Source organism: Mycobacterium sp. (assembly GCF_965229265.1).
Classification (GTDB): Bacteria; Actinomycetota; Actinomycetes; order Mycobacteriales; family Mycobacteriaceae; genus Mycobacterium.
This window is the reverse complement of the sequence record NZ_CBDDIY010000011.1, coordinates 158,124-183,993: the sequence shown is the minus strand read 5'-3', so window position 1 is coordinate 183,993 and position 25,870 is coordinate 158,124. Positions and strand designations below refer to the sequence as shown.

Here is a 25,870-nt window from a genome sequence, read left to right as displayed (position 1 = left end):
GCTGACCGCATGGGGACGGGCTGGCAGCTACTCGACCGGCCCGCCAAGCATGAGGTCATCCTGTCTGCGCTTTCGGACAGCGAATCGAGCGGAGTGGTAATCACCGGTGCGGCCGGCGTCGGGAAGACGACGTTGGCTCGGTCGGTCACCGCGTCCCTTCCCGGCCATGCCCGGTGGGCCGCGTGCACCACATCCTCCAGCGGCATCCCACTCGGTGCCTTTGCCCAGTGGGTGAAACCGACGAACGCGCGCGACCCGATCGAGCTGCTGGTCTCGGCGCGCCAGTCCCTGCTTGCCGACGGACCCGCGGTGATCGGCATCGACGACGCGCACCTGCTCGATCAGCTCTCGGCCACCCTGCTGCACCAGATCGCGATGGAACGCACCGGTTCGATTGTGGCGACGGTACGTAGCGGTGAACCGGTCCCCGAATCGGTCATGACGTTGTGGAAAGACGGCTATCTGCACCGCATCGACCTCGAGCCGTTCACCAAACAGGAATGCGTCGCGCTGGTCGAATCGGTGCTGGATGGGACTCTGGAAGAGCTGAGCGCCAACGTCATCTGGTCGCAGTCCGGTGGGAACCCGCTGTTCCTGCGGCACATGGTGGAGGCGGCGCTGGAGGCCGGAACCCTGAGCAAGGTCAACGGGGTGTGGCAGTTGCGCGGCGCCACCACGGTGTCCTCCGGCCTGGCCACGCTGCTGGAGAACCGGTTCGAGAACGCCGACCCGGATGCGGTCACGGTGCTGCGGCTGCTGTCGCTGTGCGAACCGCTCGACATCGATGCGCTGGTGGAGCTCGCCGGCGAGCGGGCCATCGACGCGGCAGAGAAGGCGCACCTGATCCGCATCGACCGTGACGGGACGACCCTCAACGCGCGGATCAGCCACCCGCTCTACGGCGACGTGGTGCGCCGCCGGATCGGCACCGCGTCCGCGCGGATGCTGCGCGGCCAGATCGTCACCGTGCTGAACCGGCGAGAGACGGCATCGGCGGCGGGCCGGATCCGGCTTGCCGAGCTGTACCTGGACAGCGACCAGACCGCCGACACCGGGCTGCTGGTCGCCGCCGCCAAGGACGCGGTGTCGCTGGCCAATGCACCGTTGGGGGAACGGCTGGCGCGCACCGCTTTCGAGCGCGGCGACGGCCTGCGCGCCGCCCACCTGTTGTCCAGGGCATTGATGTGGCAGGGCCGGCCCGGGGAAGCCGCCGAGATCCTGGCCCGGTTCGACCCCGACGACCTCGACGAGGGGCCACTGGTGTTATGGGGGATCCCGCGGGCGGCGATCGTGTTCTGGTCGCTCGGGGATGTGACACGCGCCGAGGACGTGATGGCGTTGCTGCGCGACCGCGTCGACGACCCGGTCCTGCGGCCGATGGTCGACGCCGCCGACGCCGCCTTCACGACCTTCCAGGACAGGCTGTCCGAAGGTCTGGCGATGGCCGAAGCGGTGTTGTCCAATCCGCAGGCACCGGAACAGGCGGTGGAGACCGCCGCGTTCGTCGCCGGCCTGGCCATGCCGTTCGCCGGCCGCGGCACGGAGTTCGCCGCGATCGCCGCACGCTGCCTCGACGGCCAGAAATCAACCGACGGGCTGATCCGGATGCTGGTCCGGTACGGCGAGGTACTTGCCCTGGTCTACGCCGGGGAGCTCGACAAGGCCGAGGCCCTCGCGACGGCATACAGCGAATTCTCTTCCTCAGGCGAGTTTCTCGGGTGGGCGATCGCCAAGGTGATGACCGGCCTCGTCGCGACGCGCCGCGGCAGATTCCCCGAGGCGATCCCCGCGCTCGAACAGGCGTTGGCGGCGCTCAACGCCGAGAATTCACTGCCGTGGCGGCTGCCGGGCCGGCTTGTGTTGGCCCGCGCCTATGCCGGGTCGGGACGGCCCGACGACGCCGAGCGGGTGCTCGGTGAGGCTGCCGAGCACACCGGTGCCCGGGTCGCGTTGTTCGACGCCCAGGTGCTGATCGCCAATGCATGGATCGCGGCGGCCCGAGGCGGCGGGCGACGAGCCATCGACCTGGCCCGCGCGGCCGCCGACGCCGCTCAGCACAGCGGGCAGTACGCGGTGGAGGCCGAAGCCCTGCACGACGCGGCGCGGTTCGGCGACCGCAAACCGAGGCAACGGCTGCGGGCGCTGGCAGCGATCGTCGATGGTCCGCTGCCGCAGCTGTACGTCCGCCACGCCGCCGCGGTGGCCGATTCCGATGCCGATGCGCTTGACGAGGTCAGCGTCGATTTCGAGAAGGCGGGGCTGCTGCTGTCGGCCGCGGACGCTGCCGCGCAGGCAGCCGTGGTCCACGAGCATCGCGGTGCCCGGCGTCAGGAGATCGAATCGGTAACCCGCGCAATGCAGCTGGCTGCACTGTGCGGTGGCGCCTCATCCCCCGCCATCCGGGCGGCGGCCCGACCGCTGCCGGTGACCGCGCGCGAGCTGGAAGTCGCCGAACTGGTGGCGGCGGGGCTGCCGAACCGGGAAATCGCGCAACAGCTCTCGGTCTCGGTTCGCACCGTCGAGGGCCATGTGTACCGCGCGTGCCTCAAACTCGATGTGTCCGATCGTGACGGCCTGGCCGCGATCATCCGCCAGGGCGGTACGCGCGGTCTCCGGATGTGATGCCGGGGCCGGTATCGTTACCGCGGTGACGATCGGGGAAGACCAGCCTGCGCTGCCCGTTTTCGCCGATGTGGACACCGGCGTCGACGACGCGATGGCCCTGGTGTACCTGCTGGCCAGTCCCGATGCGGCGCTCGTCGGCATCGCCTCCACCGGTGGCAACGTCGGGGTGGATCAGGTGTGCCGCAACAACCTCGGCCTTCTCGAACTGTGCCGCGCACCCGCCATCCCGGTGTCACGCGGGCTCGATCATCCGCTCGACGCACCGATGCGCACCGCCGAGGACACCCACGGACCGGCCGGACTGGGCTACGCCGAGCTGCCCGCGCACGAGCGCGAACTCACCGATTACGACGCCGCCGAGGCGTGGGTGCGCGCCGCGCACGCCGCACCCGGTGAGCTGATCGGTCTGGTCACCGGACCACTGACCAACCTGGCGCTGGCGGTGCGCGCCGAACCGAACCTGCCGTCTCTGTTGCGCCGACTGGTCATCATGGGCGGCTCCTTCGACTACCGAGGCAACACGACTCCGGTGGCCGAATGGAACATCAGCGTCGACCCGGAGGCCGCAGCCGAGGTGTTCGCCGCCTGGGGGCGGGCCGCGGAGTCGAAAGCGGTTGGACCGCATCAGCTTCCCATCGTGTGCGGATTGAACCTCACCGAGAACATCGCGCTGACGCCGGCCATCCTGGCCCGTCTGGCCGGCGCGTCGGAGTCGACGACGGTGGCGATGAGCGTGCTCGATTCCCGGGGCACCCGCTCGGTGGCCGACAACCCGTTGATCCGGGCGCTCGAGGATGCGATGCGGTTCTACTTCGAGTTCCACTTCGATCAGGGCGAGGGATATCTGGCCCACCTGCACGATCCGCTCGCGGCGGCGGTGGCCCTGGATCCCGGCCTGGTCCAGACTCGCACGACGACCGTCGACGTCGAAATCACCGGAACGTTGACCCGCGGTATGACGATCGCCGACTGGAGCCGGCGGTGGGACCGAGAACCCAACGCACACGTCGGTGTCGACGTGGATCCGGCGGCGTTCTTCGACCGGTTCATCGAACGAGTGGGGCCGTTCGCGCGGCGGCTGGCTCATTCGTAGACCCCCTCCAGATACCACCGCCGCTGCCGGTAGCACAGCAGCAGTGCGGTTCCCGGCGAAGCGCCGGAACCGTTGTCCACCAACACCTGGGCGCGCGCGGTCCGACCGGCCCTGGCCTGGTGACCCTGGTCCCACCACCGTTCGTCGACCGGCCACGGCCCGGTCCACCAGCTGAGCTCACCCTGGAAGTGCCGACCGCCGCCGTCCAGCCGGGCCGGCTCGGCGGTGAACATCCCACGGGCAGTCACACGCACCGGGTTACCTTGGGCATCAAGCAGTTCCACGGGATCATCGAGGATCACCGTCGGAGCAGGCTCCGGCAGCCGGCCGGGCCAAGGCCGGTCGGGTTCGACCCGGGGCACCAGCTCGTCGCCGAGCGGGGTCAAGGTGATGCGCTCGGCGGGACCGCGCCCACCGGAGAGCACCGGCAGCTGGACCGCCTCCTGACCCAGCAGGCCCTGCACCCGGACCAGCGCGCGGCGAGCGCGCAACCGATCCTCTTCTCCGATGCCACCCCACAGCGGCAGCTGAAGCGCTTCGGCCGAAACCACTTCCACCGGTTGCAACCGCAGCATCGTCACCGGCGCGTTGGGCACGCCGGGGTTGCTGAATCCATCCCCGAGTCGCTTTGCTCCTGCCCGCCTGGAGGTCAGCCAACCGTCGAGCTGCCAGCGCACCCGATCGGCGGTGGCGTCCTCGGTCAGTGGATCGGCGCACCGCCACACCCGGGTGAGCTCGCCGCCCGCCGCCGTGACGGCGTGGATGGCCAGCCGGGTGCACCCCACGCCCGCCGCCTCCAGGCTGCGATGCAGGGCGCTGGCCAGCGTTCGGCCGGCGAACGCCGCCGCGTCGACCCGGTCGATCGGCGGATCGCAGTGCAGTACCGCATCGAGCTCGGCGGCCGGCTCACGACCGGACGGCCCGCGCACCGGCTCGCCCCGGGCGAACCGGTGTGCGGCCATCGCGTCGGCCCCGAACCGGGAGGACACATCCGTGCCGGACAATGCCGCAAACTGGCCGAAGTTGCGAATACCCATGCGCCACAACAGGTCAGCCAGTTCCTCCCGACCGGGACCCGAGAGGCTCGGCTCGCTCGCCAACTGCCGGATCGACAGGGCGGCCAGAAACGCCGCATCCCCACCGGGTTCGATCACCCGCCCGGCCCGGGCGGCGAAGACCGCCGTCGGCAGCTGGTCGGCGATCCCCACCTGACATTCGGCACCGGCCGCGGCGACGGCGTCGACCAGCCGCTCGGCGGCGGCCTGCTCGGAGCCGAAGTAGCGGGAGGCGCCGCGCACCGACAGCACCAGAAGCCCCGGCCGCAGCACCTCGGCGCGGGGCACTACGTCGTCCACCGCGGCCGTCACCCCCTCGAAGAAGCGGGCATCACGGGCCGGGTCGGCGGTGGCCACCTGCAGGTGCGGGCAGCGCGCCTGGGCCTCACGCCGCCGCAGGGTGCGACGCACCCCGGCCGCGCGGGCAGCCGCCGAACAGGCGATCACACGGTTGGCCAGGGTGACCGCGACCGGGGCGGTCGCCGGCAGCCCGGCAGCCGCCGCCGCGGCCACCGCGGGCCAGTCCATGCACCAGATCGCCAGGACCCGGCCGGCCACGTCAGCCGGCCTTGGACGGCGCGGCGCGACCATGCGCCCGCACGGACAGCCGGACCCGGCTGATGCGGCCGCAGCCCGACACCGGAGCGCCCCCGGTGCCCGCGGTCATCTCATAACCGCGCACCCGTGCGTCGAGGCGCATCGAGGCGCCCTGCCACTCCCCCTGCACGACCAGCAGGGTGCAGCCCTTCTGCCGGGCCCGGGCCACCACCGCCCGCGCCCGGGAGGCACTCACCGTCCGGCCGGCCAGGCCCAGTACCACCAGATCCATCCCGTCCATCAGCACCGCAGCCACCTCGACCGGATCGGTTCCCGGGTCCGGGATCACCGCGAGCCGGCTCAGGTCCGCACCCATCTCCACGGCGGCCAGCAGGCCGAAGTCCGGTAGCCCGACGACGGCCACATGTCCACCGCCGGCCGTCACGGCTGCAGCCATACTCACCGGCAGCGACCGGGCACCCGAGGCCACCGCGACCACCCCGCGCGGCAACCCCATCGGCAGCGGTCCGGCCAGCGATTCCGGGATCGGCAGCAAACTTTCCGAGGTCGGCAACACCTCATCGGCACGCTCAACCGCACCCCGGCCGCCGCCGACCTTCCCCGACACCGCCGCCATCTGGCGCCTGAGCTGTTGTAGCTGCTCAGCACGGTTAAGCTGATGTTCACCCAGGGCAATCGCCGCCGTCATCGCCCACCTCCAGCTGCGATCGACATCCACTATATTCGAACGCACGTTCGATGATCCGAGTAAACACCCACCCACCGACAGCGTCAAGCCATCCATGACGCCCGTGACAGCTGAGGCAGCAGAGGTGCGCCGGTCGCGTTGCACCCCCGTCCCGCCGGCCGCCCGCCGGCTGGCACCATGCACTCAGGCGGGTACCACCCAACGACGGGACCGCGGGGAAAGGGGACGACAGCGATGGCACGAAACACCGAACAAGCCGAGAAGCTCAGCCACGGAAACGGCTTCGTCGCCGCGCTCGACCAGAGCGGCGGAAGCACTCCCAAGGCGCTCACGCTCTACGGCATCGCTGAGGACGCCTACTCCGGTGACGAGCAGATGTTCGATCTGGTTCACCAGATGCGCACCCGGATCATCACCAGCGGCAGCTTCGACGGCGACCGGATCATCGCCGCGATCCTGTTCGAGATGACCATGGACCGCGACATCGAGGGCCGGCCGACCGCCGACTACCTGTGGAACGTCAAGAAGGTCGTGCCGATCCTCAAGATCGACAAGGGCCTGGCCGCCGAACAGGACGGCGCCCAGGTGATGAAGCCGATCGACGGTCTGGACGGGTTGCTGTCCCGCGCGGTCGCCAAAGGCATCTTCGGCACCAAGATGCGCTCGGTCATCAAACTGCCCGGCGCCGGGCTCGAGGCCGTCGTCGACCAGCAGTTCGAGATCGCCCGCCAGATCCTGGCCGCCGGGCTGGTGCCGATCATCGAACCGGAGGTCGACATCCACTCCCCCGCGAAGGGCGAGGCCGAGGCCCAGCTCAAGGTCGCGATCCTGAATCATCTCGGCACCCTCGGCGACGATCAGCAGGTGATGCTCAAGCTCACCCTGCCCGACGTCGACGACCTCTACCGCGACCTGGTCGACCACCCCAAGGTCATGCGGGTGCTCGCGCTGTCCGGCGGATACTCCCGCGCCGAGGCCTGCGAGCGGCCGGCCCGCAACCACGGCGTCATCGCAAGCTTCTCCCGCGCCCTGACCGAGGGGTTGACCGCCCAGCAGAGCGACGACGAGTTCGACAAGACACTCGACGAGGCGATCGCCGAAATCGCCTCCGCCTCAAGGACGTAACTTAGCCGGTTACTCCCACTCGATGGTGCCGGGTGGTTTGCTCGTGACGTCGAGCACCACCCGGTTCACCTCGGGAACCTCGTTGGTGATGCGCGTGGAGATACGCTCGAGCACCTCGTAGGGCACCCGGGTCCAGTCCGCGGTCATCGCGTCCTCACTGGAGACCGGCCGCAGCACGATCGGGTGGCCGTAGGTGCGCCCGTCGCCCTGCACCCCGACCGAGCGGACGTCGGCGAGCAGCACCACCGGGCACTGCCAGATCTGGCCGTCCAGGCCGGCCGAGGTGAGTTCCTCGCGGGCGATCAGGTCGGCACGACGCAAGGTGTCCAACCGGTCCGCGGTCACCTCACCGACGATGCGGATACCCAGCCCGGGCCCCGGGAAGGGTTGGCGGGCAACGATTTCCTCGGGCAAGCCCAGCTCCCGGCCGACCGCGCGCACCTCATCCTTGAACAGCAGCCGCAGTGGCTCGACGAGTTTGAACTTCAGGTCGGCGGGCAGGCCGCCGACGTTGTGGTGGCTCTTGATGTTCGCGGTGCCTGCGCCGCCGCCGGATTCGACAACGTCGGGGTACAGCGTGCCCTGCACCAGGAAGTCCACCGGGTGGCCGTCCGAGTCACCCTCAGCCAGCAGGTCGCGCACCGCGCCCTCGAAGGCGCGGATGAACTCCCGGCCGATGATCTTGCGCTTGCCTTCAGGATCGTGCACACCGGACAGCGCCTGCAGGAAGCGTTCCTCGGCGTCCACCGTCACCAGTTTGGCCCCGGTGGCGGCCACGAAATCCCGCTGCACCTGTGCCCGTTCCCCGGCGCGTAGCAGGCCGTGGTCGACGAACACACACGTCAGCCGGTCACCGATGGCTCGCTGGACCAGCGCGGCGGCCACCGCGGAATCCACCCCGCCGGACAACCCGCAGATGGCGTGGGCGTCGCCGACCTGCTGGCGGACCTGCTCGATCAGCGAGTCGGCGATGTTGGCCGGCGTCCAGCTGGCCCCGATCCCGGCGAAATCGTGCAGGAAACGGCTCAGGATCTGCTGGCCGTGCGGGGAGTGCATGACCTCGGGGTGGTACTGCACCCCAGCCAGTCGCCGGGACCGGTCCTCGAACGCGGCGACCGGTGCGCCGGAGCTGACCGCCACCACCTCGAATCCCGCCGGCGCCGCAGTGACAGCGTCACCGTGGCTCATCCACACCGGCTGCTTACCTGGAAGTCCCGAATGCAGTTCGCCGCCAATCACTTCCATCTCGGTGCGACCGTATTCACTGGTGCCGGTGTGGGCGACTTCACCACCGAGCGCCTGGGCCATGGCCTGAAATCCGTAGCAGATACCGAACACCGGCACCCCGAGGTCGAACAGCGCGGGGTCCAGCTGCGGAGCGCCCTCGGTGTACACGCTGGCCGGGCCACCGGAGAGCACGATCGCCTGCGGGTCTTTGGCCTTGATCTCGTCGACCGTCGCGGTGTGCGGGATGACCTCGGAGAACACCCGGGCTTCCCGGACGCGCCGGGCGATTAGCTGGGCGTACTGGGCACCGAAATCGACCACCAACACGGGCCGAGGCGATGAGGATGTCACGGGTCGAGTCTAGTGGCGAGCCCCACCGCATCGGTTTCCGACGCATGTTCTGCGCTCAGAACGGGAATGGACCCCAGCAGAAACGCATCAGGAGAAACACAGGAGGTCGGTGTGCTGGGGCTGCCCGACGGAGTGCGCGCGTGCCTGTTCGACCTCGACGGTGTGCTCACCGACACAGCCAGCGTGCACACTAAAGCCTGGGCGACGATGTTCGACGCCTACCTGCACGACCGCGCCCGGCGCACCGGGGCGGACTTCGTCCCCTTCGACGCCGAGGCTGACTACCAGAAATACGTCGACGGCAAGAAACGCCAGGACGGGGTGCGTTCGTTCCTGGCCAGCCGCGGCATCGAACTCCCCGACGGCGACACCGACGATTCGCCCGATGCGGAGACGGTCAACGGGCTCGGCAACCGCAAGAACGAACTTTTCCAGAAGGTCCTGCACGACGACGGCGTGGACGTATTCGAGGGATCGCGGCGCTATCTGATCGCAGCCAAGCAGGCCGGGCTGCCGGCGGCGGTGGTGTCCTCCAGCGCCAACACCCGCGAGATGCTCGAGGTCACCGGTCTGGACCGCTTCGTGCAGCAGCGGGTCGACGGTGTCACCATGCGCGAGGAGAACATCACCGGCAAGCCGGCCCCCGACTCCTACCTGCGCGGCGCCGAACTCCTGGGCGTGGCGCCGGCGGCCGCGGCGGTGTTCGAGGACGCGCTGGCCGGCGTGCAGGCCGGCCGGCGCGGCAAGTTCGGCTTCGTGGTGGGTGTCGACCGAGTCGGACACGCAGAAGCGTTGCGGCACAACGGTGCCGACGTCGTTGTCAGCGATCTGGCCGATTTGCTGGAGAATGGATGATCGGCGGCGACGGTTTTCCGGTCGAACCCTGGCAGATCCGGGAAACACATCTGAATCTGGATCAACTGGCGCAGGCGGAATCGTTGTTCGCCCTGTCCAACGGCCATATCGGGCTGCGCGGCAATCTCGACGAGGGGGAACCCCACGGAATTCCCGGCACCTACCTGAACTCCTTCTACGAGATCCGGCCGTTGCCGTACGCCGAGGCGGGCTTCGGCTATCCCGAGGCCGGCCAGACGATCGTCAACGTCACCAATGGCAAAATCCTGCGGCTGCTCGTCGACGACGAACCCTTCGATGTGCGCTACGGCGACCTGAAAGAGCATGAGCGGGTGCTGGATCTGCGCGCCGGCACCTTGACCCGGCGGGCCCGATGGCGCTCCCCGGCGGGCAAGCAGGTCGGCATCGTCTCAACGCGGCTGGTTTCGCTGACCCAGCGCAGCGTGGCAGCCATCGAGTACATCGTCGAGGCGCTCGACGAATTCGCCCTCATCACAGTCCAATCCGAGCTGGTGGCCAACGAGGACCTGCCGCACAGCAGCGGGGACCCGCGGGTATCGGCGGTGCTGAAGAACCCGCTGGAGCCCCTGCACCACGAGGTCACCGAGGAAGGCGCACTGCTGCTGCACCGGACCAAGGCCAGCAAGCTCTCGGTCGCCGCCGCGATGGACCACCTGGTGGAGGTTCCCGGCCGCGTCGAGGTCGACACCATCGCCCGGGAGAACCTGGCGCGTACCACGGTGATCTGTGGATTGCGTCCGGGGCAGAAGCTGCGGATCGTGAAATACCTGGCCTACGGCTGGTCGAGCCTGCGGTCGCGGCCGGCGCTGCACGATCAGGTGGCCGGTGCGCTGTCCGGGGCCCGCTACACCGGGTGGCAGGGGCTGCTCACCACGCAACGCGACTACCTCGACGAGTTCTGGGACTGCGCCGACGTCGAGGTGGAGGGCGACCCGGACTGCCAGCAGGCGGTGCGGTTCGGCTTGTTCCACGTGCTGCAGGCCAGCGCCCGCGCCGAACGCCGTGCCATCCCCGGCAAAGGGCTCACCGGACCGGGTTACGACGGCCACGCATTCTGGGACACCGAGGGTTTCGTGCTGCCGGTACTGACCTACACCAAGCCCGAAGCGGCCGCGGACGCACTGCGCTGGCGGGCCTCGATCCTGGATCTGGCCCGCGAGCGTGCGACCCAGCTCGACCTGGCGGGTGCAGCATTCCCGTGGCGCACCATCCATGGCGAGGAGTGCTCGGCCTACTGGCCGGCGGGCACGGCGGCATGGCATATCAACGCCGATATCGCGCTGGCCTTCGAGCGCTATCGCACCGTCACCGGCGACAACTCGCTCGACGGCGAATGCGGTCTTGCGGTGCTGGTCGACACCGCCCGACTGTGGATGTCGTTGGGGCATCACGACCGGCACGGGGTGTGGCATCTCGACGGGGTGACCGGCCCCGACGAGTACACCGCGGTGGTGCGCGACAACGTCTTCACCAATCTGATGGCCGCGGCCAACCTTCGCGCCGCGGTGAACACCTGCGTGCGTCATGCCGAGGCGGCCCGCGACATGGGGGTGACCACCGAGGAGACCGCCGCCTGGCGCGACGCCGCCGACGCCGTGCACATCCCCTACGACCCGGAGTTGGGCGTGCACCCGCAATGCGAGGGATTCACCACCCTGCGGGAGTGGGACTTCGACGCCAACACCGTCTATCCGTTGCTGCTCAACGAGCCCTACGTACGGCTCTACCCGGCGCAGGTGGTCAAGCAACCGGATCTAGTGCTGGCCATGCAGTGGCAGAGCCACGCCTTCAGTGCCGATCAGAAGGCCCGCAACGTCGACTACTACGAGCGCCGGACGGTGCGTGACTCGTCGCTGTCGGCGTGCACGCAGGCGGTGATGTGCGCCGAGGTGGGGCACCTGGAGCTGGCCCACGCCTACGCCAAGGAGGCCGCTTTGGTGGATCTGCGTGACCTGCACGCCAACACCGGCGACGGCCTGCACATGGCATCACTGGCCGGGGCCTGGACGGCGCTGGTCGCCGGCTTTGGCGGCCTGCGCGACGACGAGCACGTCTTGTCGTTGAATCCACGGCTGCCGGAAGGTATTTCGCGTCTCGAGTTCGGACTGCGCTGGCGCAACTTCCGGCTGCGCGCAGCCATCGACCACACCGCGGTGACCTATGTGCTGCGCGACGGCCCGGACGGGGAACTGACCATCCGCCACGCGGGGGACGACCTCACCCTGACCACCCGCCGTCCGACGACGGTCCCGATCACGAGCTGCCCACCGCAGCTTCCCGAACCGACCCAACCGCCGGGGCGCGCGCCGCAGTGGCGGGATCAGCGACTGCCGGGCCCGGACTAACGCCCGGTGTTGACCGGCTCGATCGGCAGGTGACGCAGCCCGCCCGGCGCGTCGACAGGCACCACGGGGTTCTTCGGTGCGATCGGCGCCAGCCGCTGGTAGGGCTGCCCTTGAGCGGGACGTTGGTCGTCCTCGTTGTTGTTGGGCCACAACGAGGTTGCCCGCTCGGCCTGCGCCGTGATCGACAGCGAGGGGTTCACTCCGAGGTTGGCCGAGATCGCCGCACCATCCATGACGTGCAGCGTCGGATAGTTGTATACCCGCTGATAGGGGTCGATCACCCCATGCTCAGCGCTGTCGCCGATCGCGGCGCCGCCGAGGAAGTGGGCGGTCAGCGGGATGTTGAACAGCTCGCCCCAGGTTCCGCCGGCAACGCCGTCGATCTTCTCGGCGATCCGGCGGGTGACCTGATTGCCGACCGGGATCCACGTCGGGTTCGGCTCGCCGTGACCCTGCTTGCTGGTCATGCGGCGCATGCCCAGCACCCCGCGCTTGGTGTAGGTGGTGATCGAGTTGTCCAGATGCTGCATGACCAGCGAGATCATCGTGCGCTCACTCCAGCGGCGCGGACTGAGCATCCGCAGCATGCCCTTTGGATCCGCGCCGGCGTTGGTGAACAGTTGCTTCCACCGCGGGACGTCGCTGCCTTCGGGACCCGGACCGTCGGTCATCAGGGTCTGCAGCAGCCCCATCGCATTGGACCCCTTGCCGTAGCGGCACGGCTCGACGTGGGTGTCGGGGGTGGGATGGATCGACGAGGTGATGGCCACCCCGTGGGTGAGGTCGAGGTCCGGACGCGCCTCCAGCCGGCCCGCGCCGACGATGGACTCCGAGTTGGTACGGGTCAGGACACCGAGCTTGTCGGACAGCTTGGGCAGCTTTCCGGTGTCGCGCATCGTGAACAGCAACTTCTGGGTGCCCCAGGTGCCGGCGGCCAGGATCAGCTGGCGGGCGGTGAAGGTGCGCGAACTCCTGCGGGCCAGCCGACCGGTGCGCACCGTGTGGATCTCCCACACGCCGTCGGGCCGTTGCTCGAAGCCGGTGACGGTGGTCATCGGAAAGACTTGCGCCCCAGCCTTTTCCGCCAGGCCGAGGTAGTTCTTGACCAGAGTGTTCTTCGCGCCGTGCCGGCAGCCGGTCATGCACTCGCCGCACTCGATACAGCCGGTGCGGGCCGGGCCGACGCCGCCGAAGTAGGGGTCGGCGACAGTCTTGCCGGGCGTCTTTTCACCGTTCGGGCCGAAGAACACCCCGACCGGGGTGGGGGTGAAGGTGTCGCCGACACCCATCTCGTCGGCCACTTCCTTCATGATGCGGTCGGCATCGGTGAAGGTCGGGTTCTTGACCACGCCCAGCATCCGCTGGGCCTGGTCGTAGTGCGGCATCAGCTCGGTGCGCCAGTCGGTGATGTTCTTCCACTGCGGGTCGTTGAAGAAGGGGTCCGGCGGCACGTAGAGGGTGTTGGCGTAGTTCAGCGAACCACCGCCCACACCGGCCCCGGCCAGGATCATCACGTTGCGCAGCAGGTGGATGCGCTGGATGCCGTAGCACCCCAGCCGCGGCGCCCACAGGAACTCCCGCAGCCGCCAAGACGTCTTGGCGAACTCGTGGTCGGCGAAGCGACGGCCGGCTTCCAAAACGCCGACCCGGTAGCCCTTCTCGGTGAGGCGCAGCGCGCTGACGCTGCCGCCGAAACCCGAACCGATGATCAGAACGTCGAAATCCGGCTCCATCGAACCAGTATGAACTTACTGGCCGGTAACAAGCTAGAAAGGGCGACCTAAGTTCGTCCGATCAGCTTCCGACGGTCAGACCGACCTTCTGGAATTCCTTGAGGTCACAGTAACCGGCCTTGGCCATCGACCGGCGCAGCCCGCCGACCAGGTTCAGCGACCCGAACGGATCATCGGAGGGCCCGTTGAGCACCCGGTCCAGCGACGGCCGCTCCCCGACGGCGACCTGCAGCAGCGCCCCGCGCGGCAGTGAGGGGTGGGCGGCCGCCGACGGCCAGAACCAGCCGTCGCCCAGCGACTCGGCGGCCTGCGCCAGGGGGGTGCCGAGCACCACTGCATCGGCACCGCAGGCGATGGCCTTGGCCAGGTCACCGGAGGTGTGGATGTCACCGTCGGCCAGCACGTGCACGTAGCGGCCGCCGGTCTCGTCGAGGTATTCGCGGCGGGCGGCGGCGGCGTCGGCGATCGCGGTGGCCATCGGCACGCTGATGCCCAGTACCTCGTCGCTGGTGGTCGCCCCGGAGGTGGACCCGTAGCCGACAATTACACCGGCCGCGCCGGTGCGCATCAGGTGCAGCGCGGTGCGGTGATCCAGCACGCCGCCGGCCACCACCGGGATGTCGAGTTCGGAGATGAAGGTCTTCAGATTCAGCGGCTCACCGTCGCTGGCCACCCGTTCGGCGGAGATGATGGTGCCCTGGATGACCAGCAGGTCGATGCCCGCCGCTACCAGCGTCGGAGTGAGTGCCTGCGCGTTCTGCGGGCTGACCCGCACCGCGGTGGTGACCCCGGCATCACGGATGCGCGCGACCGCCGCGCCCAGCAGGTCGGGGTCGAGCGGGGCGGCGTGCAGCTGCTGCAGCAGCTGGATCGCCACCGACGGCTCCGGCTCCTTTTCAGCGGCCTCGATCACCTGGGCGATCTTGGCCTCGACATCGGCGTGCCGGCCGATGAGTCCTTCCCCGTTGAGCACGCCCAATCCGCCGAGACGACCCAACTCGATGGCGAACTCAGGCGATACCAGGGAGTCGGTGGGATGGGCGACCACCGGGACATTGAAGCGATAGGCGTCCAGCTGCCACGCGGTCGAGACATCCTGGGACGAGCGGGTGCGCCGGGACGGCACGATGTTGATGTCGTCGAGTTCGTATGTGCGGCGGGCGGTTCTACCCATGCCGATTTCAACCATGTCACGCACTGATCGACCCCTAGCGGGCGTAGTAGTTGGGTGCTTCGACAGTCATGGTGATGTCGTGCGGATGGCTTTCCTTGAGCCCCGAGGCCGTGATCCGCACGAACTGGGCGTGCTGAAGCGCCTCGATCGTGTGCGCACCGGTGTAGCCCATGGCGGCGCGCAGGCCACCGGTGAGTTGGTGGATGACGGTCGACAGCGGGCCGCGGAACGGCACGCGCCCCTCGATGCCCTCGGGCACCAGCTTGTCTTCGGAGAGGACGTCGTCCTGGAAGTAGCGGTCTTTGGAGTAGGACTTGGCCGCACCGCGCCCCTGCATGGCGCCCAGCGAGCCCATGCCGCGGTAGCTCTTGAACTGCTTGCCGTTGACGAAGATCAGGTCACCCGGCGCCTCGGCGGTGCCCGCGAGCAGCGAGCCGAGCATCGTGGTCGAGGCCCCGGCGGCCAGCGCCTTGGCGATGTCGCCGGAGTACTGCAGCCCGCCGTCGGCGATCACCGGCACCCCGGCCGGGGCGCACACGGCGGTGGCCTCGAGGATCGCGGTGATCTGGGGGGCGCCCACACCGGCCACCACGCGGGTGGTACAGATCGAGCCCGGCCCGACACCGACCTTGACCGCGTCGGCGCCGGCCTCGACCAGTGCGGCGGCGGCGCTGCGGGTGGCGACATTGCCGCCGATGACCTCGACGCGGTGGCCCACCTCGGCCTTGACCTTGCCGACCATCTCCAGCACCAGCCGGTTGTGGGCATGGGCGGTGTCGACCACCAGCACGTCCACGCCGGCGTCGACCAGTGCCATCGCGCGGTCCCAGGCGTCATCGCCGACGCCGACGGCCGCACCGACCAACAGCCGGCCGTCGCTGTCCTTGGTGGCCAGCGGGTGCTGTTCGGTCTTGACGAAGTCCTTGACGGTGATCAGCCCGGTCAGCCGCCCGTGTCCGTCGACGATGGGCAGCTTTTCGATCTTGTTGCGCCGCAACAGCCCCAGCGCGGCGTCGGCGGTGACCCCCTCCTGGGCCGTGATCAGCGGCGCCTTGGTCATCACCTCCGAGACCGGCTTGCTCATGTCGACCTCGAAGCGCATGTCGCGGTTGGTGATGATGCCAACGAGCGAGCCGCTCCGGTCGACGACGGGCAGACCCGAGATGCGGAACCTGGCGCACATCGCATCGACCTCGGCCAGCGTGTTGTCCGGCGAGCACGTCACCGGGTCGGTGACCATGCCGGCCTCGGACCGCTTGACGGTCTCCACCTGGCCGGCCTGCTCGGCGATCGACAGGTTGCGGTGCAGCACACCCATACCGCCCTGGCGGGCCATCGCGATCGCCATCCGGGCTTCGGTCACCGTGTCCATCGCCGAGCTGACCAGCGGCACCTTGAGCCGGATTTTCTTGGTCAGCTGGCTGGAGGTGTCCGCGCCGGCGGGTACCACGTCGGAGGCAGCCGGAAGCAGCAGGACGTCATCGAAGGTCAGGCCGAGCATCGCGATCTTGTTGGGGTCGTCACCGCCGGTGGGGACCGAATCCCCCAGCAGGCCATTCAGATGCGCGGTGAGGCCATCGATGCGGCCTGCGCTGCCTTCGGCAATGGTCATCGTTGGGGCCCCCATCAGCTGGTGGAATGTGCACCCCATCCTATCGGCTCGCCGGTACGTTCCCTGGCGCGATACCCGCAGCGCTGCGTAGTGTGGAGCCGTGCGCGACCACCTACCACCAGGCCTGCCGCCTGACCCGTTCGCCGACGACCCCTGCGATCCGTCAGCGGCCCTCGATGCACTGGAGCCGGGCCAGCCGTTGGACCCGCAGGAGCGCGCCGCGGTCGAGGCGGACCTGGCTGATCTGGCCGTCTATGAGGCGCTGTTGGCCCACAAGGGCATCCGCGGCCTGGTGGTGTGCTGCGACGACTGCCAGCAGGACCACTATCACGACTGGGACATGTTGCGCGCCAACCTTCTTCAGCTCTTGGTCGACGGCACGGTCCGTCCACACGAGCCGGCCTATGACCCCGAGCCCGACGCCTACGTCACGTGGGACTACTGCCGCGGGTACGCCGACGCCTCGCTGAACGAGGCGACGTCGGACTACGACGGGTTCCGCTGAGCGCGGGAATTTCGCGCAGCGAGATCACATCGAGTAATCCGGCGCCGGGTCAGCTCCCGTCGCTGTGACCGCCACCGAGCTGTGGCAGCAATGGCATGGGCATCACCATCGTGGTGGTGATCACAATCGGCGGCTGCGTCTTCGGCGCCTGGATGACCGTCGACGGGATCGACAGCACGGTCTGCGGCTGGGTGCTCGGGGTGGCCGCAGCGGGGGGAACCGAGGCTGACGACGCGGCCGGCGGTGCCGAGGCCGACGACTGCTGGACTACCCCCGTCGTGGCGGACCCCGCCGCCGGCGACGGAGCCGCCGCGCCCCCCACCGTGGTCGTGGTGGTGCTCGTGGTGGTCGGGGCCGCCGTCGTGGTGCTCGTCGGTGTGGTGCCCGCCGTGGTGGTCGGAAGCGCGGTCGTGGTCGTGGTGCCGGGAGCCACGGAGGTGGTGGTCGGCACCGCCGTGGTGGTCGGCACCGTCGTGGTTGCCGGCGCCGTCGTGGTGGTCGGCACCGTCGTGGTGGTCGGCACAGCCGTCGACGCCGTGGTGGAGGTCGGCGACTGCGTCTGCTCCACCGGCGAGGTCGGCTCGCTCGTCGGGCTCTCCGTCGTCGTCGGCGCGAAGGTGCCGGTTCCGCTCGGCTCGGCCGGGAGGGTCGACAGTGTGATCGAGGGCAGATCCGGAACGCTCGTCGGCGGCACCTCGGGCCCGTCGGTCGGGGTCACGACGGCTGGAACCAGTTCGGTGGCCGACGGCGGCACCGTGTAGGTGATACCGGGCGGAACCGTGGCCTCCGGGTCCTTCTGCACCACCTTGGCCGACAGCTGGTTCCACTGGTCGAGCAGCTGCTGCTTCTGCGTCTCGTCACCGACGCTGGCCACCTGCGTGCTGACGGCCACCAGCTTGTCCTGGGCCGCCTGCCAGTCGCCCTGGGCGATCAGCTGCTGCACCTGGGCCATCTCGGTCTTGGCGGCCAGCGTGACCTGGTCATCGCGGACCTGCTTAGGCGCGCCGAACAGCATGGTCCGCAATCCGTAGAGCGCGTCGCCGGGTCCGGAGCCCGCAACGACCGCGCCGAATCCGCCGATGGCCAGCACACCGGCGGCGGCCGCACCGACGATGCTCAGACCGCGCCGGCTGCGCCCGCCACGGTGCTTCTCGGCCAGCCCGCTCCGCAGCGCTGCGATCGCATCCCGCTCGGTGATCAGGCCCGTTGCCGGTGGCCAGCGCATCTCGTCACGCCAGTCGCCCAGCATGGCGGCCAGCACGGCGTCGGCCTGGTCCTGCGGCGCCGCCTGCCGACCGGTGGCCAGCGCGTCGATGAAACGGTCGCTGTTGATGACGGCGTCCAGCGACGGGTCTTCCCTGCGTGAATTGCGTCCGAAGTCAGGCATAGTCGTGACCTGCCGCGGTGATCTCGGACTTGAGCTTTGCCAGGGCCCGGTGCTGGGCCACCCGCACCGCCCCCGGGGTGCTGCCGACCGCGTCGGCGGTCTCCTCGGCAGACAGGCCGACCACGATCCGCAGGATCAGGATCTCGCGCTGTTTTTCGGGCAGCACCTGCAGCAGCTGGTTCATCCGCGCTGCGGAGTCGGAGTTGACCGCCATCTGCTCGGGACCCGCCTCGAGCGAGTACCGCTCCGGCACCACGTCAGTGGGGTCGGACCGGTTACGGGCCGCGGCGCGGTGAGCGTCGGCGACCTTGTGAGCAGCGATGCCGTACACGAAGGCCAGGAAAGGGCGACCCTGATCCTGGTAGCGCGGCAGCGCCTGTATGGCGGCCAAGCAAACCTCCTGTGCGACGTCATCGGCAGAGAGGCCAACCCGCTCCGTGGCTCCCAGGCGAGCCCGGATGTAACGGACCACGATGGGGCGGATGGTCTCCACAACTTCCCGGAGCGCATCCCGGCTGCCGGCCACGGCTTCAGCAACGGCGGCGTCGAGACGATCTCCTGGAATTGTCATCGACGGCGATATCTCCAACGTTACGAACGGGACGATTCCCGGCAGCCATTCAGCTAGACAATATCGGCCCAACCTGCCGATCGGGCGTTAGCGGCGAGTCCACCGCCCGCCGCGCCGTGTGATAACAGCCGCGGATTCGTCCCGGACCGCCGAGACTTGCTGTGACGTAAGAGTTGCACTTCCGATATCAACCAGCAGGCATGCCAGCGCCCAGCGCAGCGGTAGCAGGCCGTAGGTGTGCGTGTCGGTCAGTGCGGCGTCGGCGACAAGCCGCGAGCGGTCCGGTGCGCCGGCACAGCACCACGCGGCGGCAAGCACCACATCGCTTTTGACCCGGTGGCGCCGCAGAGCCGGCAGGGCGTGCTCGGCGAGTTCGACGCCGCGCTGCGCATACGCCAGTGCGGCCTCGCCCTGACCGCCGGCCATCGCCAGTTCGGCGCGCACCCACATCAGCCGGATGGCCAGTCGCGGCGACGGAGCGACGGACCGGCGCATCATCTCCTCGGCCCGCTCGAGCAGTCGTGCCGACGCCGACAGCCGGCCCACGCCGAGCGCGTCGGCCGCCAGCCCGACGGCGGCGTCGACGCCGGCCTCGACCGCCACCGGATCGGGGTCGCAGCCGGCCGCCATCGCCAGTGCACGCCCATCCCACCCGCTGGCTTGACGGTGACAGCCGAGCTGGCGCAGCAACGACGCCTCCGTACTCAGCGACAGGGCCGCCAGGGCCCCGACAGGTTGGCGCCGGCGCAGCGCGGCGAGGTCGGCACGAGCACTGCTGTAGCGGCCCTGACCGCCGGCGGCGACGGCCCGAAGCCACAACTGCTCGGCGGTGGTTGCGGGGGGCAGCGGCCAGCAACCCGGGGAGTCGCCGAAGGCGGCGGCGGTCAGCACGGTGGCATTCATCTGTCCGGCGACGCTATCAAGCGGCAGTTGTCGCCGATGTCAGTTAACAGTTCGTGGTCGCTGTGTTACGACCGTGTCAACTACCTATGGAGCGCTAGGAAATCGGAGGCCGACAACGCCCGACCCGTACTGCACAAATCGCCGTGGCGCCGACTCATGACCGTGCCTGGTAGCACTTCAGCCCGCGACGGTGGGTCGCAATGATGAACGTGATGTAAATTCTCGAGCTGCCATTATGTGATTGCGCACATGGGATGGCTATTGACGCGGTTTGCACGGCACCCCTAATTTTGTGGGCACGAGTAGTCATCGGCGACAGTGCTCGGATCGGTTCCACAACTCACGCGTGCGAAAGATGCGCGGAGAGAGGGGTTTTCCAATGCCACAGCCGCAGCAGCTACCCGGTCCCAACGCCGACATCTGGGATTGGCAGATGCAAGGCCTTTGCCGAGGCGTTGATTCGTCGATGTTCTTCCACCCCGACGGTGAGCGTGGCCGTGCCCGTGCGCAGCGCGAGATGCGCGCCAAGGAGATGTGCCGGCGTTGCCCGGTGATCACCCAGTGCCGCTCGCACGCACTGGCCGTCGGTGAGCCCTACGGCATTTGGGGCGGCCTGAGCGAAGCCGAGCGCGAGTTGTTGCTCAAGCGTGGAATCCGTCGCACCGCCTGACCTCCAGCAAACGTTAAAAGAGGCCCATCCCAACCGGGATGGGCCTCTTTGCGTCGCAGGCGCATGTCGCGCAACCCCTCAGCCGCCTCGCACTAAGCCGTCGACCAGCTTGGCGGGCGCTTGTCGATGAACGCCTGCACACCTTCGAGCGCGCACGGCTCCATCATGTTGGCAGCCATCGTCGCGCCGGCATCGGTGTAGGCGTCCTCGATCCCAACCTCGAGCTGGCGATAGAACAGCGCTTTGCCCATCGCGACGGCGACCCCCGGTTTGGCGACAATGCGGGAGACCAGCGCCTCGACCTCTTCGTCCAACGCCCCGGCGGCGGCCACCCGGTTGATCAGCCCCAACTCGCGGGCCTGCTCTGCGGTGACGAAATCGCCGGTGACCAACATCTCGAAGGCGGCCTTTCGGCTCAGATTCCGCGACAGCGCCACTCCTGGGGTCGAGCAGAACAGCCCGACGTTGATACCGCTGACTGCGAAGCGGGCATCCTGACTGGCCACCGCCAGGTCGCACATCGCGACGAGCTGGCATCCCGCGGCTGTCGCCAGGCCCTGTACTCGTGCGATGACGGGAGCCGGGAGGCGCTGGATCGCCAGCATCACCTCGGTGCATTGGGCGAATAGCTGCTGGTAATACTCCAGCGACGTCTGGGCCCGCATCTCTTTGAGATCGTGGCCGGCGCAGAATGCCGTCCCGGCTGCGCCGAGTACGACGGCACGGACATCGTCATGGTGGGCGAGGCTGTCGAAGGCTTCGCCCAGCGCGGCGAGCATCGCTGCCGACAGTGCATTGAAAGCGCGGGGGCGGTTCAGGGTGAGCGTGACGACACCGCGGTGGTCGCGGTGGTGCAGCAGCAACGGTTCGTCGGTCACGTTCGCCGTGCTCACGCCGGCGCCGACAGCATGGATTCGAGGTAATAGGTTTCGCGACCGGTGGGGTAACCACCGCCGTCGGTAGCGATATGAACGTGGTCGTAGTGGTTGGCGGTCTCGTTGCCGTAGTCGGCCGTCCAACTCGGCGCACCGATCCCCGGGTAGAAGCCCTGTCGCCAGATCACATGCAGCACGCCCCAGCGCTTCGCGTTCGCCAGCGCATACCCCGCGATCTGGTTGCCGAGTTCGATGCCCTCAGGTGTGTGATAGTTCGGGATCATCACGTCGATCGCCAGCCCGTTTGGATGCCATGGCAACGGGTCTTGCCGGTACCCGCCGATTGTCTTGATCTCCAGGAACATCACGCTGATGGCGCGCGCGACCCAGATGGTGTGGACCTGGAGGCCCTGCTCGGGCGCGAGGCCGCGGGGCAACGCGAGCTGGAAATCCGCGGCCCCGACAGGTGCGCTGGCCGCCAACAATTCGGCTTCGGTGGGCTGGGCACCGTTCGCGGCGGCAGCCGCCCCCGGCGCGACAGCAGCCTGCCGTGCCGCGGGCGCCTTCGGCGTCTCGGTGCTCTGGGCATAGAACATGGCCGCGGAGACGGCTACCGACATCGCCGCCGCAACCCAGCGGCCCCATCCGCCGATTGACACCATTGCCATGTGCGGCACTCTACTTTCGGTGCCGGGCGGGTGTGGCGGTCTTTGACCGGGCGGGGCGCTGTCGATCTAGCTCGCGTCGACCAGCGGCGCGAGCGCCTCACCGACAGCCGTGACGACACCCGGGGTGTAGCCGTGTGTTGGCAGGTTGATGATCACCCCGTCGATGCCGACGTCGAGGACCCGGCGCTTGATCTCATCGGCGATCTGATCCAGCGTGCCGGTGACTGCCCGACCACTGCGGGCCTCACCGATGTCGCTGTGCGCCCCGTACCCGTCGACCACCACCGTCAGCAACGAGCTGGTCTCCAAAGTGGCCGGGTCGCGGTCGATCTCGGCACAGCGCTGGCTCAGCACATCCAGCTTGGCGGGCAGCTGATCGATGTCGGCGATGATGTTGAGGTGGTCGGCGTAGCGGGCCGCGAGCCGGAATGTCTTCTTCTCACCGCTGCCGCCGAGCATGACCGGAATGTGGTCACGGTAGCGCGGTTCGTTGATCGCGTTCTCGATGTGATACCACTTGCCATCGAACGTGGGCCGTTCGCCGTGCAACATTCCGGTGATGATCTGCAGCGCCTCTTCGAGCTTTTCGAAGCGTTCGGTGAACGTGCCGAACTCGAAACCCAGCTGCTGGTGTTCCAATTCGTACCACCCCGCTCCGAGGCCGAGGATCGCCCGACCGCCACTGACCACGTCCAGCGTCGAGATCACCTTTGCGAGCAGGGTGGGGTTGCGATAGGTGTTGCCCGTGACCAGGGTCGACAACTGCACCCGCTCGACCGCGCTGGCCAGGGCGCCCAGCGCGGTGTAGGCCTCGAGCATCGGTTCGTCGGGTTCGCCCAGACCCGGCAATTGGTAGAAGTGGTCCATCAGGAGGACGGTGTCGAATCCCGCGCTCTCGGCCTCGCGGGCCTGAGCCACCACGGCGGGGAACAGCTCGGCGACGGGAGTTCCGTAGGAGAAGTTGGGGATCTGAAGTCCGAGACGAATGGTCATGCTTCGGTGCAACGCGGTCGGCCCTCGGTTGCATTCCGGTCCGGCGAACCAATTCGCCCAACGTCCCGGCCCGCTCGAGGTGTCAGCACGCATCGTGCATGGATACGCCTGCACACCAGCGTGTTTGGTTTCCGTCGGCTAGTTGCCGGGTGGTGGTTGGGGTTGGAAGGGTTGGTACCACCACCATTGGGCGTGTTCGCCGGTGGGTCCGGGGCAGGGCGGGACGGTTGGTGGCCGGTGTTGGGGTGGGTGGGCCAGCGGTTCTGATGTGAGTGGATGCCCGTTGTTGTCGGTGACGGTGAGGTGGTGGGCGGGTCCGGTGATGGTGATCAGCCCGCGGTGGTGGGCGCGGTGGTGGTAGGGGCACAGCAGCACCAGGTTGTGCAGTTCGGTGGGGCCACCGTCTTCCCAGTGCTGGATGTGGTGGGCGTGCAGCCCGCGGGTGGCGCCACACCCGGGGACCGCGCAGCTGCGGTCGCGGTGTTCCAGGGCCCGGCGTAGCCGGCGGTTGATGGTGCGGGTGGTGCGTCCGGCGTCGATCGGTTGGCCCTCGCGTTCGAACCAGACCTCGCCGGTGGCATCACAGGTCAGATACTGGCGGTCGGCATCCGATAGCAGCGGCCCCAAATGCAGGGCGGCGAGGCGGTCTGCGACGTCGAGGTGCACGACGACGGTGGTGCGTTGCCCGTGCGGGCGGCGGGCGACCTCGCTGTCCCAGCCGGCCTCGACCAGACTCATAAACGCATCAACGGTGTTCGGCAACGGCGGCGCGCTCGGCGAGGAACCGTCGCCGTGGTCGCGTTTCCAGTCGGCAATCAGGGCATCCAGGTGGGACTGCACGGCGGCATCGACGGTGGCCGCCTCGTCATCAGGCAGGGTGATCGTCCACCTGGTGGACGTGTCGGTGCCGGACTTGGTGATGCAGCGTTGCGGCTCGGGGCGAGGCTCGGGCTCGGGTCGGGGTTCGAGGGTGATCGCGGTGCGCAGTTGGTTGACAGTGGCGACCGCAGCCAGCTGCGCGTAGGGGCGTGTCTCATTGACTGTGTAAGGGGTTGGGCCTGAATGGTGGTCAGGCATACTGACCGCCGGACAGGAGTGAGTGTTGTCCCGATCTGATTCACGTGACGAGGCCGCTAAGCGGCTGTCGCAGGTGTTGCCGCCAGCAGCGGTAGACGCCTTGTTGGCTGATGCCGAGGCCTCGGGCACCCCGATTGATGGTCCCGAGGGGCTGTTGGCCCAGATGACCAAGGCTGTGCTGGAACGGGCTCTGGATGTTGAGATCGCCGATCACCTCGGTTACGAGCATGGCGATCCAGCCGGGAATGGCTCGGGGAATTCCCGTAACGGGCACGGCCGCAAGACCGTGCTGACCACCGCCGGCCCGGTCGAGCTGGAGGTTCCCCGCGACCGCAATGGCAGCTTCACCCCGGCGATCGTGCCCAAACGCAGGCGGCGCCTGGGCCAGGTCGAGGACATGATCTTGTCGCTGTACGCCCGCGGGATGAGCACCCGCGACATCACCGAGCACCTCGAGGAGGTCTACGGGGCCAGCGTGTCGGCGGCGACGATTTCGCGGGTCACCGATGTCGTGGTCGAGGAGATCGCGGCCTGGCAGTCCCGCCCGGTCGATCCGGTCTATCCGATCCTCTACATCGACGCGATCCGGATCAAGATCCGCGACGGCGGCGTGGTGGCCAACAAGGCCGCCCACATCGTGATCGGGGTCGACATCGACGGGATCAAGCAGGTCCTGGGGATCTGGATCCAGCAGAGCGAAGGCGCCAAGTTCTGGCACGGGGTGCTCACCGAGCTGCGCAACCGGGGCTGCCGCGATGCGTTGTTCGTCTGCTGCGACGGACTGACGGGCTTGCCTGAGTCCATCGCCGCGGTCTGGCCCCAGGCCGTCATCCAGACCTGCGTGGTGCACCTGCTGCGGGCCTCGATGCGCTACGCGTCCTACACCGACCGCCGGGCCATGGCCACAGCGCTGCGCCCGATCTACACCGCGGCCACCGAAGAGGCCGCCGCACTGGCGCTCGAGCAGTTCCGGACCGAATGGAAGTCCAAATCCCCTGGAGCCGTGGCTGTGTGGGACCGGGCGTGGACAGAGTTCACGCCGTTTCTGGCGTTCCCGGTGGAGATCCGCAAGATCATCTACACCACCAACGCGATCGAGTCGCTGAACTACCAACTCCGCAAAGTCACCAAAGCCCGCGGCTCGTTTCCCTCCGATGCTGCCGCGATGAAACTGCTCTATCTGGCCATCCGCAACATCAACCAGAAACGAGACAACCAAGGACAAGGAACCTACCGCTGGACCGAAGCGCTCAACAACTTCGCCATCCAATTCCCCGACCGACTCCCACTATGAGAACCGACCAATGACCAACCGGCCCGCACTCCTTACACAGTTATCTTGACAAGCCCGCGCGTAGTGCTCATCAGAACCCTCGGCGGCGCGGCCGGCGATCACCCCGACCTGATCCAGCGACAGTCGTCCCTCCCGCAAGCCTTCGGCGCAGCGGGGAAACTCCGCGATCCGGTGCGCGACGGTGGCCATCGCGTGGGCGTTGGCCGAGGACACACCCAGCTTCCAAGCGACCAACGCCGGGATCGAACGTGCACCGGTAGCGCCCCAGAGTTCATCACGGTCGATCTCGGCGACGATCTCCACAATGCGCCCATCAATGGCATTGCGCTGACCAGCCAACTCGGCCAACTCCTCGAACAACACCTCAAGACGATCCGTGGGACCCACCACCGCAACCGATGCCGCCGAAGACACGACCCCATCATCGCAGCAGGCACCGACAAGAACGGGCCGCCTGCCGATCCG

At 68.5% G+C, this 25,870-nt stretch carries 21 protein-coding genes and 1 pseudogene; 8 read left to right on the top strand and 14 right to left on the bottom strand.

What is annotated here, in order from left to right; translation table 11 throughout:
• The first annotated feature begins 9 nt into the window (after positions 1 to 9).
• Together ADBZ9K_RS13345 and ADBZ9K_RS13340 are read left to right on the top strand one after the other, a co-directional pair.
• Positions 10 to 2,622, top strand: a complete 2,613-nt coding sequence (locus ADBZ9K_RS13345; RefSeq protein WP_526621218.1) for a LuxR C-terminal-related transcriptional regulator — start codon at positions 10 to 12, stop codon at positions 2,620 to 2,622.
• A gap of 52 nt (positions 2,623 to 2,674) precedes the next feature.
• A complete protein-coding gene (locus tag ADBZ9K_RS13340; RefSeq protein WP_526622622.1) occupies positions 2,675 to 3,718 on the top strand; it encodes a nucleoside hydrolase in 1,044 nt (347 codons plus the stop codon).
• Here the strand turns inward: ADBZ9K_RS13340 and ADBZ9K_RS13335 are convergent.
• Both ADBZ9K_RS13335 and imuA' read right to left on the bottom strand, forming a co-directional pair.
• Entirely contained in the window at positions 3,709 to 5,364 is a 1,656-nt protein-coding gene (locus ADBZ9K_RS13335; RefSeq protein ID WP_526621217.1) for a DNA polymerase Y family protein, read from the bottom strand. The genes ADBZ9K_RS13340 and ADBZ9K_RS13335 overlap by 10 nt on opposite strands.
• Positions 5,333 to 6,019: a DnaE2-dependent mutagenesis accessory factor ImuA' gene (gene imuA' / locus ADBZ9K_RS13330; protein ID WP_526621215.1), complete on the bottom strand. Its 687-nt coding sequence runs from the start codon at positions 6,017 to 6,019 to the stop codon at positions 5,333 to 5,335. Before imuA' ends, ADBZ9K_RS13335 begins: the two co-directional genes overlap by 32 nt.
• A gap of 234 nt (positions 6,020 to 6,253) precedes the next feature.
• On the opposite strand from imuA', the gene ADBZ9K_RS13325 reads away from it, so the two are divergent.
• Positions 6,254 to 7,144, top strand: a complete 891-nt coding sequence (locus ADBZ9K_RS13325) for a fructose bisphosphate aldolase (protein ID WP_526621213.1) — start codon at positions 6,254 to 6,256, stop codon at positions 7,142 to 7,144.
• 9 nt (positions 7,145 to 7,153) lie between these two features.
• Here ADBZ9K_RS13325 and guaA read toward each other — a convergent pair whose 3' ends face one another.
• A complete protein-coding gene (gene guaA / locus ADBZ9K_RS13320; RefSeq protein WP_526621211.1) occupies positions 7,154 to 8,722 on the bottom strand; it encodes a glutamine-hydrolyzing GMP synthase in 1,569 nt (522 codons plus the stop codon).
• A gap of 66 nt (positions 8,723 to 8,788) precedes the next feature.
• Between guaA and ADBZ9K_RS13315 the strand changes: the two genes are divergently transcribed.
• Positions 8,789 to 9,577, top strand: coding sequence for a beta-phosphoglucomutase family hydrolase (locus ADBZ9K_RS13315; protein ID WP_526621209.1), 789 nt, complete (start codon positions 8,789 to 8,791; stop codon positions 9,575 to 9,577).
• Positions 9,574 to 11,943, top strand: a complete 2,370-nt coding sequence (locus tag ADBZ9K_RS13310) for a glycosyl hydrolase family 65 domain-containing protein (protein ID WP_526621208.1) — start codon at positions 9,574 to 9,576, stop codon at positions 11,941 to 11,943. The genes ADBZ9K_RS13315 and ADBZ9K_RS13310 overlap by 4 nt, the downstream gene beginning before the upstream one ends.
• Here ADBZ9K_RS13310 and ADBZ9K_RS13305 read toward each other — a convergent pair.
• The 3 genes from ADBZ9K_RS13305 to guaB all read right to left on the bottom strand — a co-directional run bounded on the left by ADBZ9K_RS13305 (position 11,940) and on the right by guaB (position 16,462).
• Positions 11,940 to 13,676, bottom strand: coding sequence for a GMC oxidoreductase (locus ADBZ9K_RS13305; protein WP_526621206.1), 1,737 nt, complete (start codon positions 13,674 to 13,676; stop codon positions 11,940 to 11,942). The two genes, ADBZ9K_RS13310 and ADBZ9K_RS13305, sit on opposite strands and share 4 nt — an antisense overlap.
• 61 nt (positions 13,677 to 13,737) lie before the next feature.
• Positions 13,738 to 14,865, bottom strand: coding sequence for a GuaB3 family IMP dehydrogenase-related protein (locus tag ADBZ9K_RS13300; RefSeq protein WP_526622621.1), 1,128 nt, complete (start codon positions 14,863 to 14,865; stop codon positions 13,738 to 13,740).
• A gap of 19 nt (positions 14,866 to 14,884) precedes the next feature.
• The gene (guaB, locus tag ADBZ9K_RS13295) at positions 14,885 to 16,462 is read right to left on the bottom strand and encodes an IMP dehydrogenase (RefSeq protein WP_526621205.1); all 1,578 of its coding nucleotides are present in this window, start codon (positions 16,460 to 16,462) and stop codon (positions 14,885 to 14,887) included.
• A gap of 100 nt (positions 16,463 to 16,562) precedes the next feature.
• On the opposite strand from guaB, the gene ADBZ9K_RS13290 reads away from it, so the two are divergent.
• Positions 16,563 to 16,967: a DUF5319 family protein gene (locus tag ADBZ9K_RS13290; protein ID WP_526621203.1), complete on the top strand. Its 405-nt coding sequence runs from the start codon at positions 16,563 to 16,565 to the stop codon at positions 16,965 to 16,967.
• Between the two features lie 49 nt (positions 16,968 to 17,016).
• On the opposite strand, the gene ADBZ9K_RS13285 is transcribed toward ADBZ9K_RS13290, so the two are convergent.
• The 3 genes from ADBZ9K_RS13285 to ADBZ9K_RS13275 form a co-directional block, all read right to left on the bottom strand.
• Positions 17,017 to 18,354: an anti-sigma-D factor RsdA gene (locus tag ADBZ9K_RS13285; RefSeq protein ID WP_526621201.1), complete on the bottom strand. Its 1,338-nt coding sequence runs from the start codon at positions 18,352 to 18,354 to the stop codon at positions 17,017 to 17,019.
• The gene (locus ADBZ9K_RS13280) at positions 18,347 to 18,925 is read right to left on the bottom strand and encodes an RNA polymerase sigma factor (protein ID WP_526621199.1); all 579 of its coding nucleotides are present in this window, start codon (positions 18,923 to 18,925) and stop codon (positions 18,347 to 18,349) included. The genes ADBZ9K_RS13285 and ADBZ9K_RS13280 overlap by 8 nt, the downstream gene beginning before the upstream one ends.
• 87 nt (positions 18,926 to 19,012) lie before the next feature.
• Positions 19,013 to 19,828 carry a hypothetical protein gene (locus tag ADBZ9K_RS13275; protein WP_526621197.1) on the bottom strand — a complete coding sequence of 272 codons (816 nt, stop codon included), beginning with the start codon at positions 19,826 to 19,828 and terminating at the stop codon, positions 19,013 to 19,015.
• 379 nt (positions 19,829 to 20,207) lie between these two features.
• Here ADBZ9K_RS13275 and ADBZ9K_RS13270 point away from each other — a divergent pair, with 379 nt between their 5' ends.
• A complete protein-coding gene (locus ADBZ9K_RS13270) occupies positions 20,208 to 20,498 on the top strand; it encodes a WhiB family transcriptional regulator (RefSeq protein WP_135425257.1) in 291 nt (96 codons plus the stop codon).
• Positions 20,499 to 20,590: 92 nt separating this feature from the next.
• Here ADBZ9K_RS13270 and ADBZ9K_RS13265 read toward each other — a convergent pair whose 3' ends face one another.
• The 4 genes from ADBZ9K_RS13265 to ADBZ9K_RS13250 form a co-directional block, all read right to left on the bottom strand.
• Positions 20,591 to 21,391 (bottom strand): enoyl-CoA hydratase, encoded by an 801-nt coding sequence (locus tag ADBZ9K_RS13265; protein WP_526621195.1) that lies wholly within the window; start codon positions 21,389 to 21,391, stop codon positions 20,591 to 20,593.
• Positions 21,388 to 22,041, bottom strand: a complete 654-nt coding sequence (locus ADBZ9K_RS13260; protein ID WP_526621193.1) for a VldE C-terminal domain-containing protein — start codon at positions 22,039 to 22,041, stop codon at positions 21,388 to 21,390. The genes ADBZ9K_RS13265 and ADBZ9K_RS13260 overlap by 4 nt, the downstream gene beginning before the upstream one ends.
• Positions 22,042 to 22,107: 66 nt before the next feature.
• Positions 22,108 to 23,034: an LLM class F420-dependent oxidoreductase gene (locus tag ADBZ9K_RS13255; protein ID WP_526621191.1), complete on the bottom strand. Its 927-nt coding sequence runs from the start codon at positions 23,032 to 23,034 to the stop codon at positions 22,108 to 22,110.
• Positions 23,035 to 23,172: 138 nt separating this feature from the next.
• Complete coding sequence (locus ADBZ9K_RS13250; RefSeq protein WP_526622619.1) at positions 23,173 to 24,315, bottom strand: HNH endonuclease signature motif containing protein; 1,143 nt, start codon at positions 24,313 to 24,315, stop codon at positions 23,173 to 23,175.
• Here ADBZ9K_RS13250 and ADBZ9K_RS13245 point away from each other — a divergent pair.
• On the top strand, positions 24,212 to 25,405 hold the full coding sequence (locus tag ADBZ9K_RS13245; protein ID WP_526622617.1) for an IS256 family transposase: 1,194 nt from the start codon (positions 24,212 to 24,214) through the stop codon (positions 25,403 to 25,405). The genes ADBZ9K_RS13250 and ADBZ9K_RS13245 overlap by 104 nt on opposite strands.
• Before the next feature lie 15 nt (positions 25,406 to 25,420).
• On the opposite strand, the pseudogene ADBZ9K_RS13240 reads toward ADBZ9K_RS13245, so the two are convergent.
• Positions 25,421 to 25,819 (bottom strand): annotated as a pseudogene (locus ADBZ9K_RS13240) (DUF222 domain-containing protein); the annotation flags it as partial.
• Positions 25,820 to 25,870: the final 51 nt, after the last annotated feature.

What these genes read in the sequence shown, in the direction of transcription:
- ADBZ9K_RS13345 (WP_526621218.1), top strand. Translation starts at nt 10, where the DNA reads ATGGGGACGGGCTGGCAGCTACTCGACCGGCCCGCCAAGCATGAGGTC.
- ADBZ9K_RS13335 (WP_526621217.1), bottom strand. Translation starts at nt 5,364, where the DNA reads ATGGTCGCGCCGCGCCGTCCAAGGCCGGCTGACGTGGCCGGCCGGGTC.
- imuA' (WP_526621215.1), bottom strand. Translation starts at nt 6,019, where the DNA reads ATGACGGCGGCGATTGCCCTGGGTGAACATCAGCTTAACCGTGCTGAG.
- ADBZ9K_RS13325 (WP_526621213.1), top strand. Translation starts at nt 6,254, where the DNA reads ATGGCACGAAACACCGAACAAGCCGAGAAGCTCAGCCACGGAAACGGC.
- ADBZ9K_RS13315 (WP_526621209.1), top strand. Translation starts at nt 8,789, where the DNA reads ATGGACCCCAGCAGAAACGCATCAGGAGAAACACAGGAGGTCGGTGTG.
- ADBZ9K_RS13310 (WP_526621208.1), top strand. Translation starts at nt 9,574, where the DNA reads ATGATCGGCGGCGACGGTTTTCCGGTCGAACCCTGGCAGATCCGGGAA.
- ADBZ9K_RS13305 (WP_526621206.1), bottom strand. Translation starts at nt 13,676, where the DNA reads ATGGAGCCGGATTTCGACGTTCTGATCATCGGTTCGGGTTTCGGCGGC.
- ADBZ9K_RS13300 (WP_526622621.1), bottom strand. Translation starts at nt 14,865, where the DNA reads ATGGTTGAAATCGGCATGGGTAGAACCGCCCGCCGCACATACGAACTC.
- guaB (WP_526621205.1), bottom strand. Translation starts at nt 16,462, where the DNA reads ATGACCATTGCCGAAGGCAGCGCAGGCCGCATCGATGGCCTCACCGCG.
- ADBZ9K_RS13285 (WP_526621201.1), bottom strand. Translation starts at nt 18,354, where the DNA reads ATGCCTGACTTCGGACGCAATTCACGCAGGGAAGACCCGTCGCTGGAC.
- ADBZ9K_RS13280 (WP_526621199.1), bottom strand. Translation starts at nt 18,925, where the DNA reads ATGACAATTCCAGGAGATCGTCTCGACGCCGCCGTTGCTGAAGCCGTG.
- ADBZ9K_RS13275 (WP_526621197.1), bottom strand. Translation starts at nt 19,828, where the DNA reads ATGAATGCCACCGTGCTGACCGCCGCCGCCTTCGGCGACTCCCCGGGT.
- ADBZ9K_RS13270 (WP_135425257.1), top strand. Translation starts at nt 20,208, where the DNA reads ATGCCACAGCCGCAGCAGCTACCCGGTCCCAACGCCGACATCTGGGAT.
- ADBZ9K_RS13260 (WP_526621193.1), bottom strand. Translation starts at nt 22,041, where the DNA reads ATGGCAATGGTGTCAATCGGCGGATGGGGCCGCTGGGTTGCGGCGGCG.
- ADBZ9K_RS13255 (WP_526621191.1), bottom strand. Translation starts at nt 23,034, where the DNA reads ATGACCATTCGTCTCGGACTTCAGATCCCCAACTTCTCCTACGGAACT.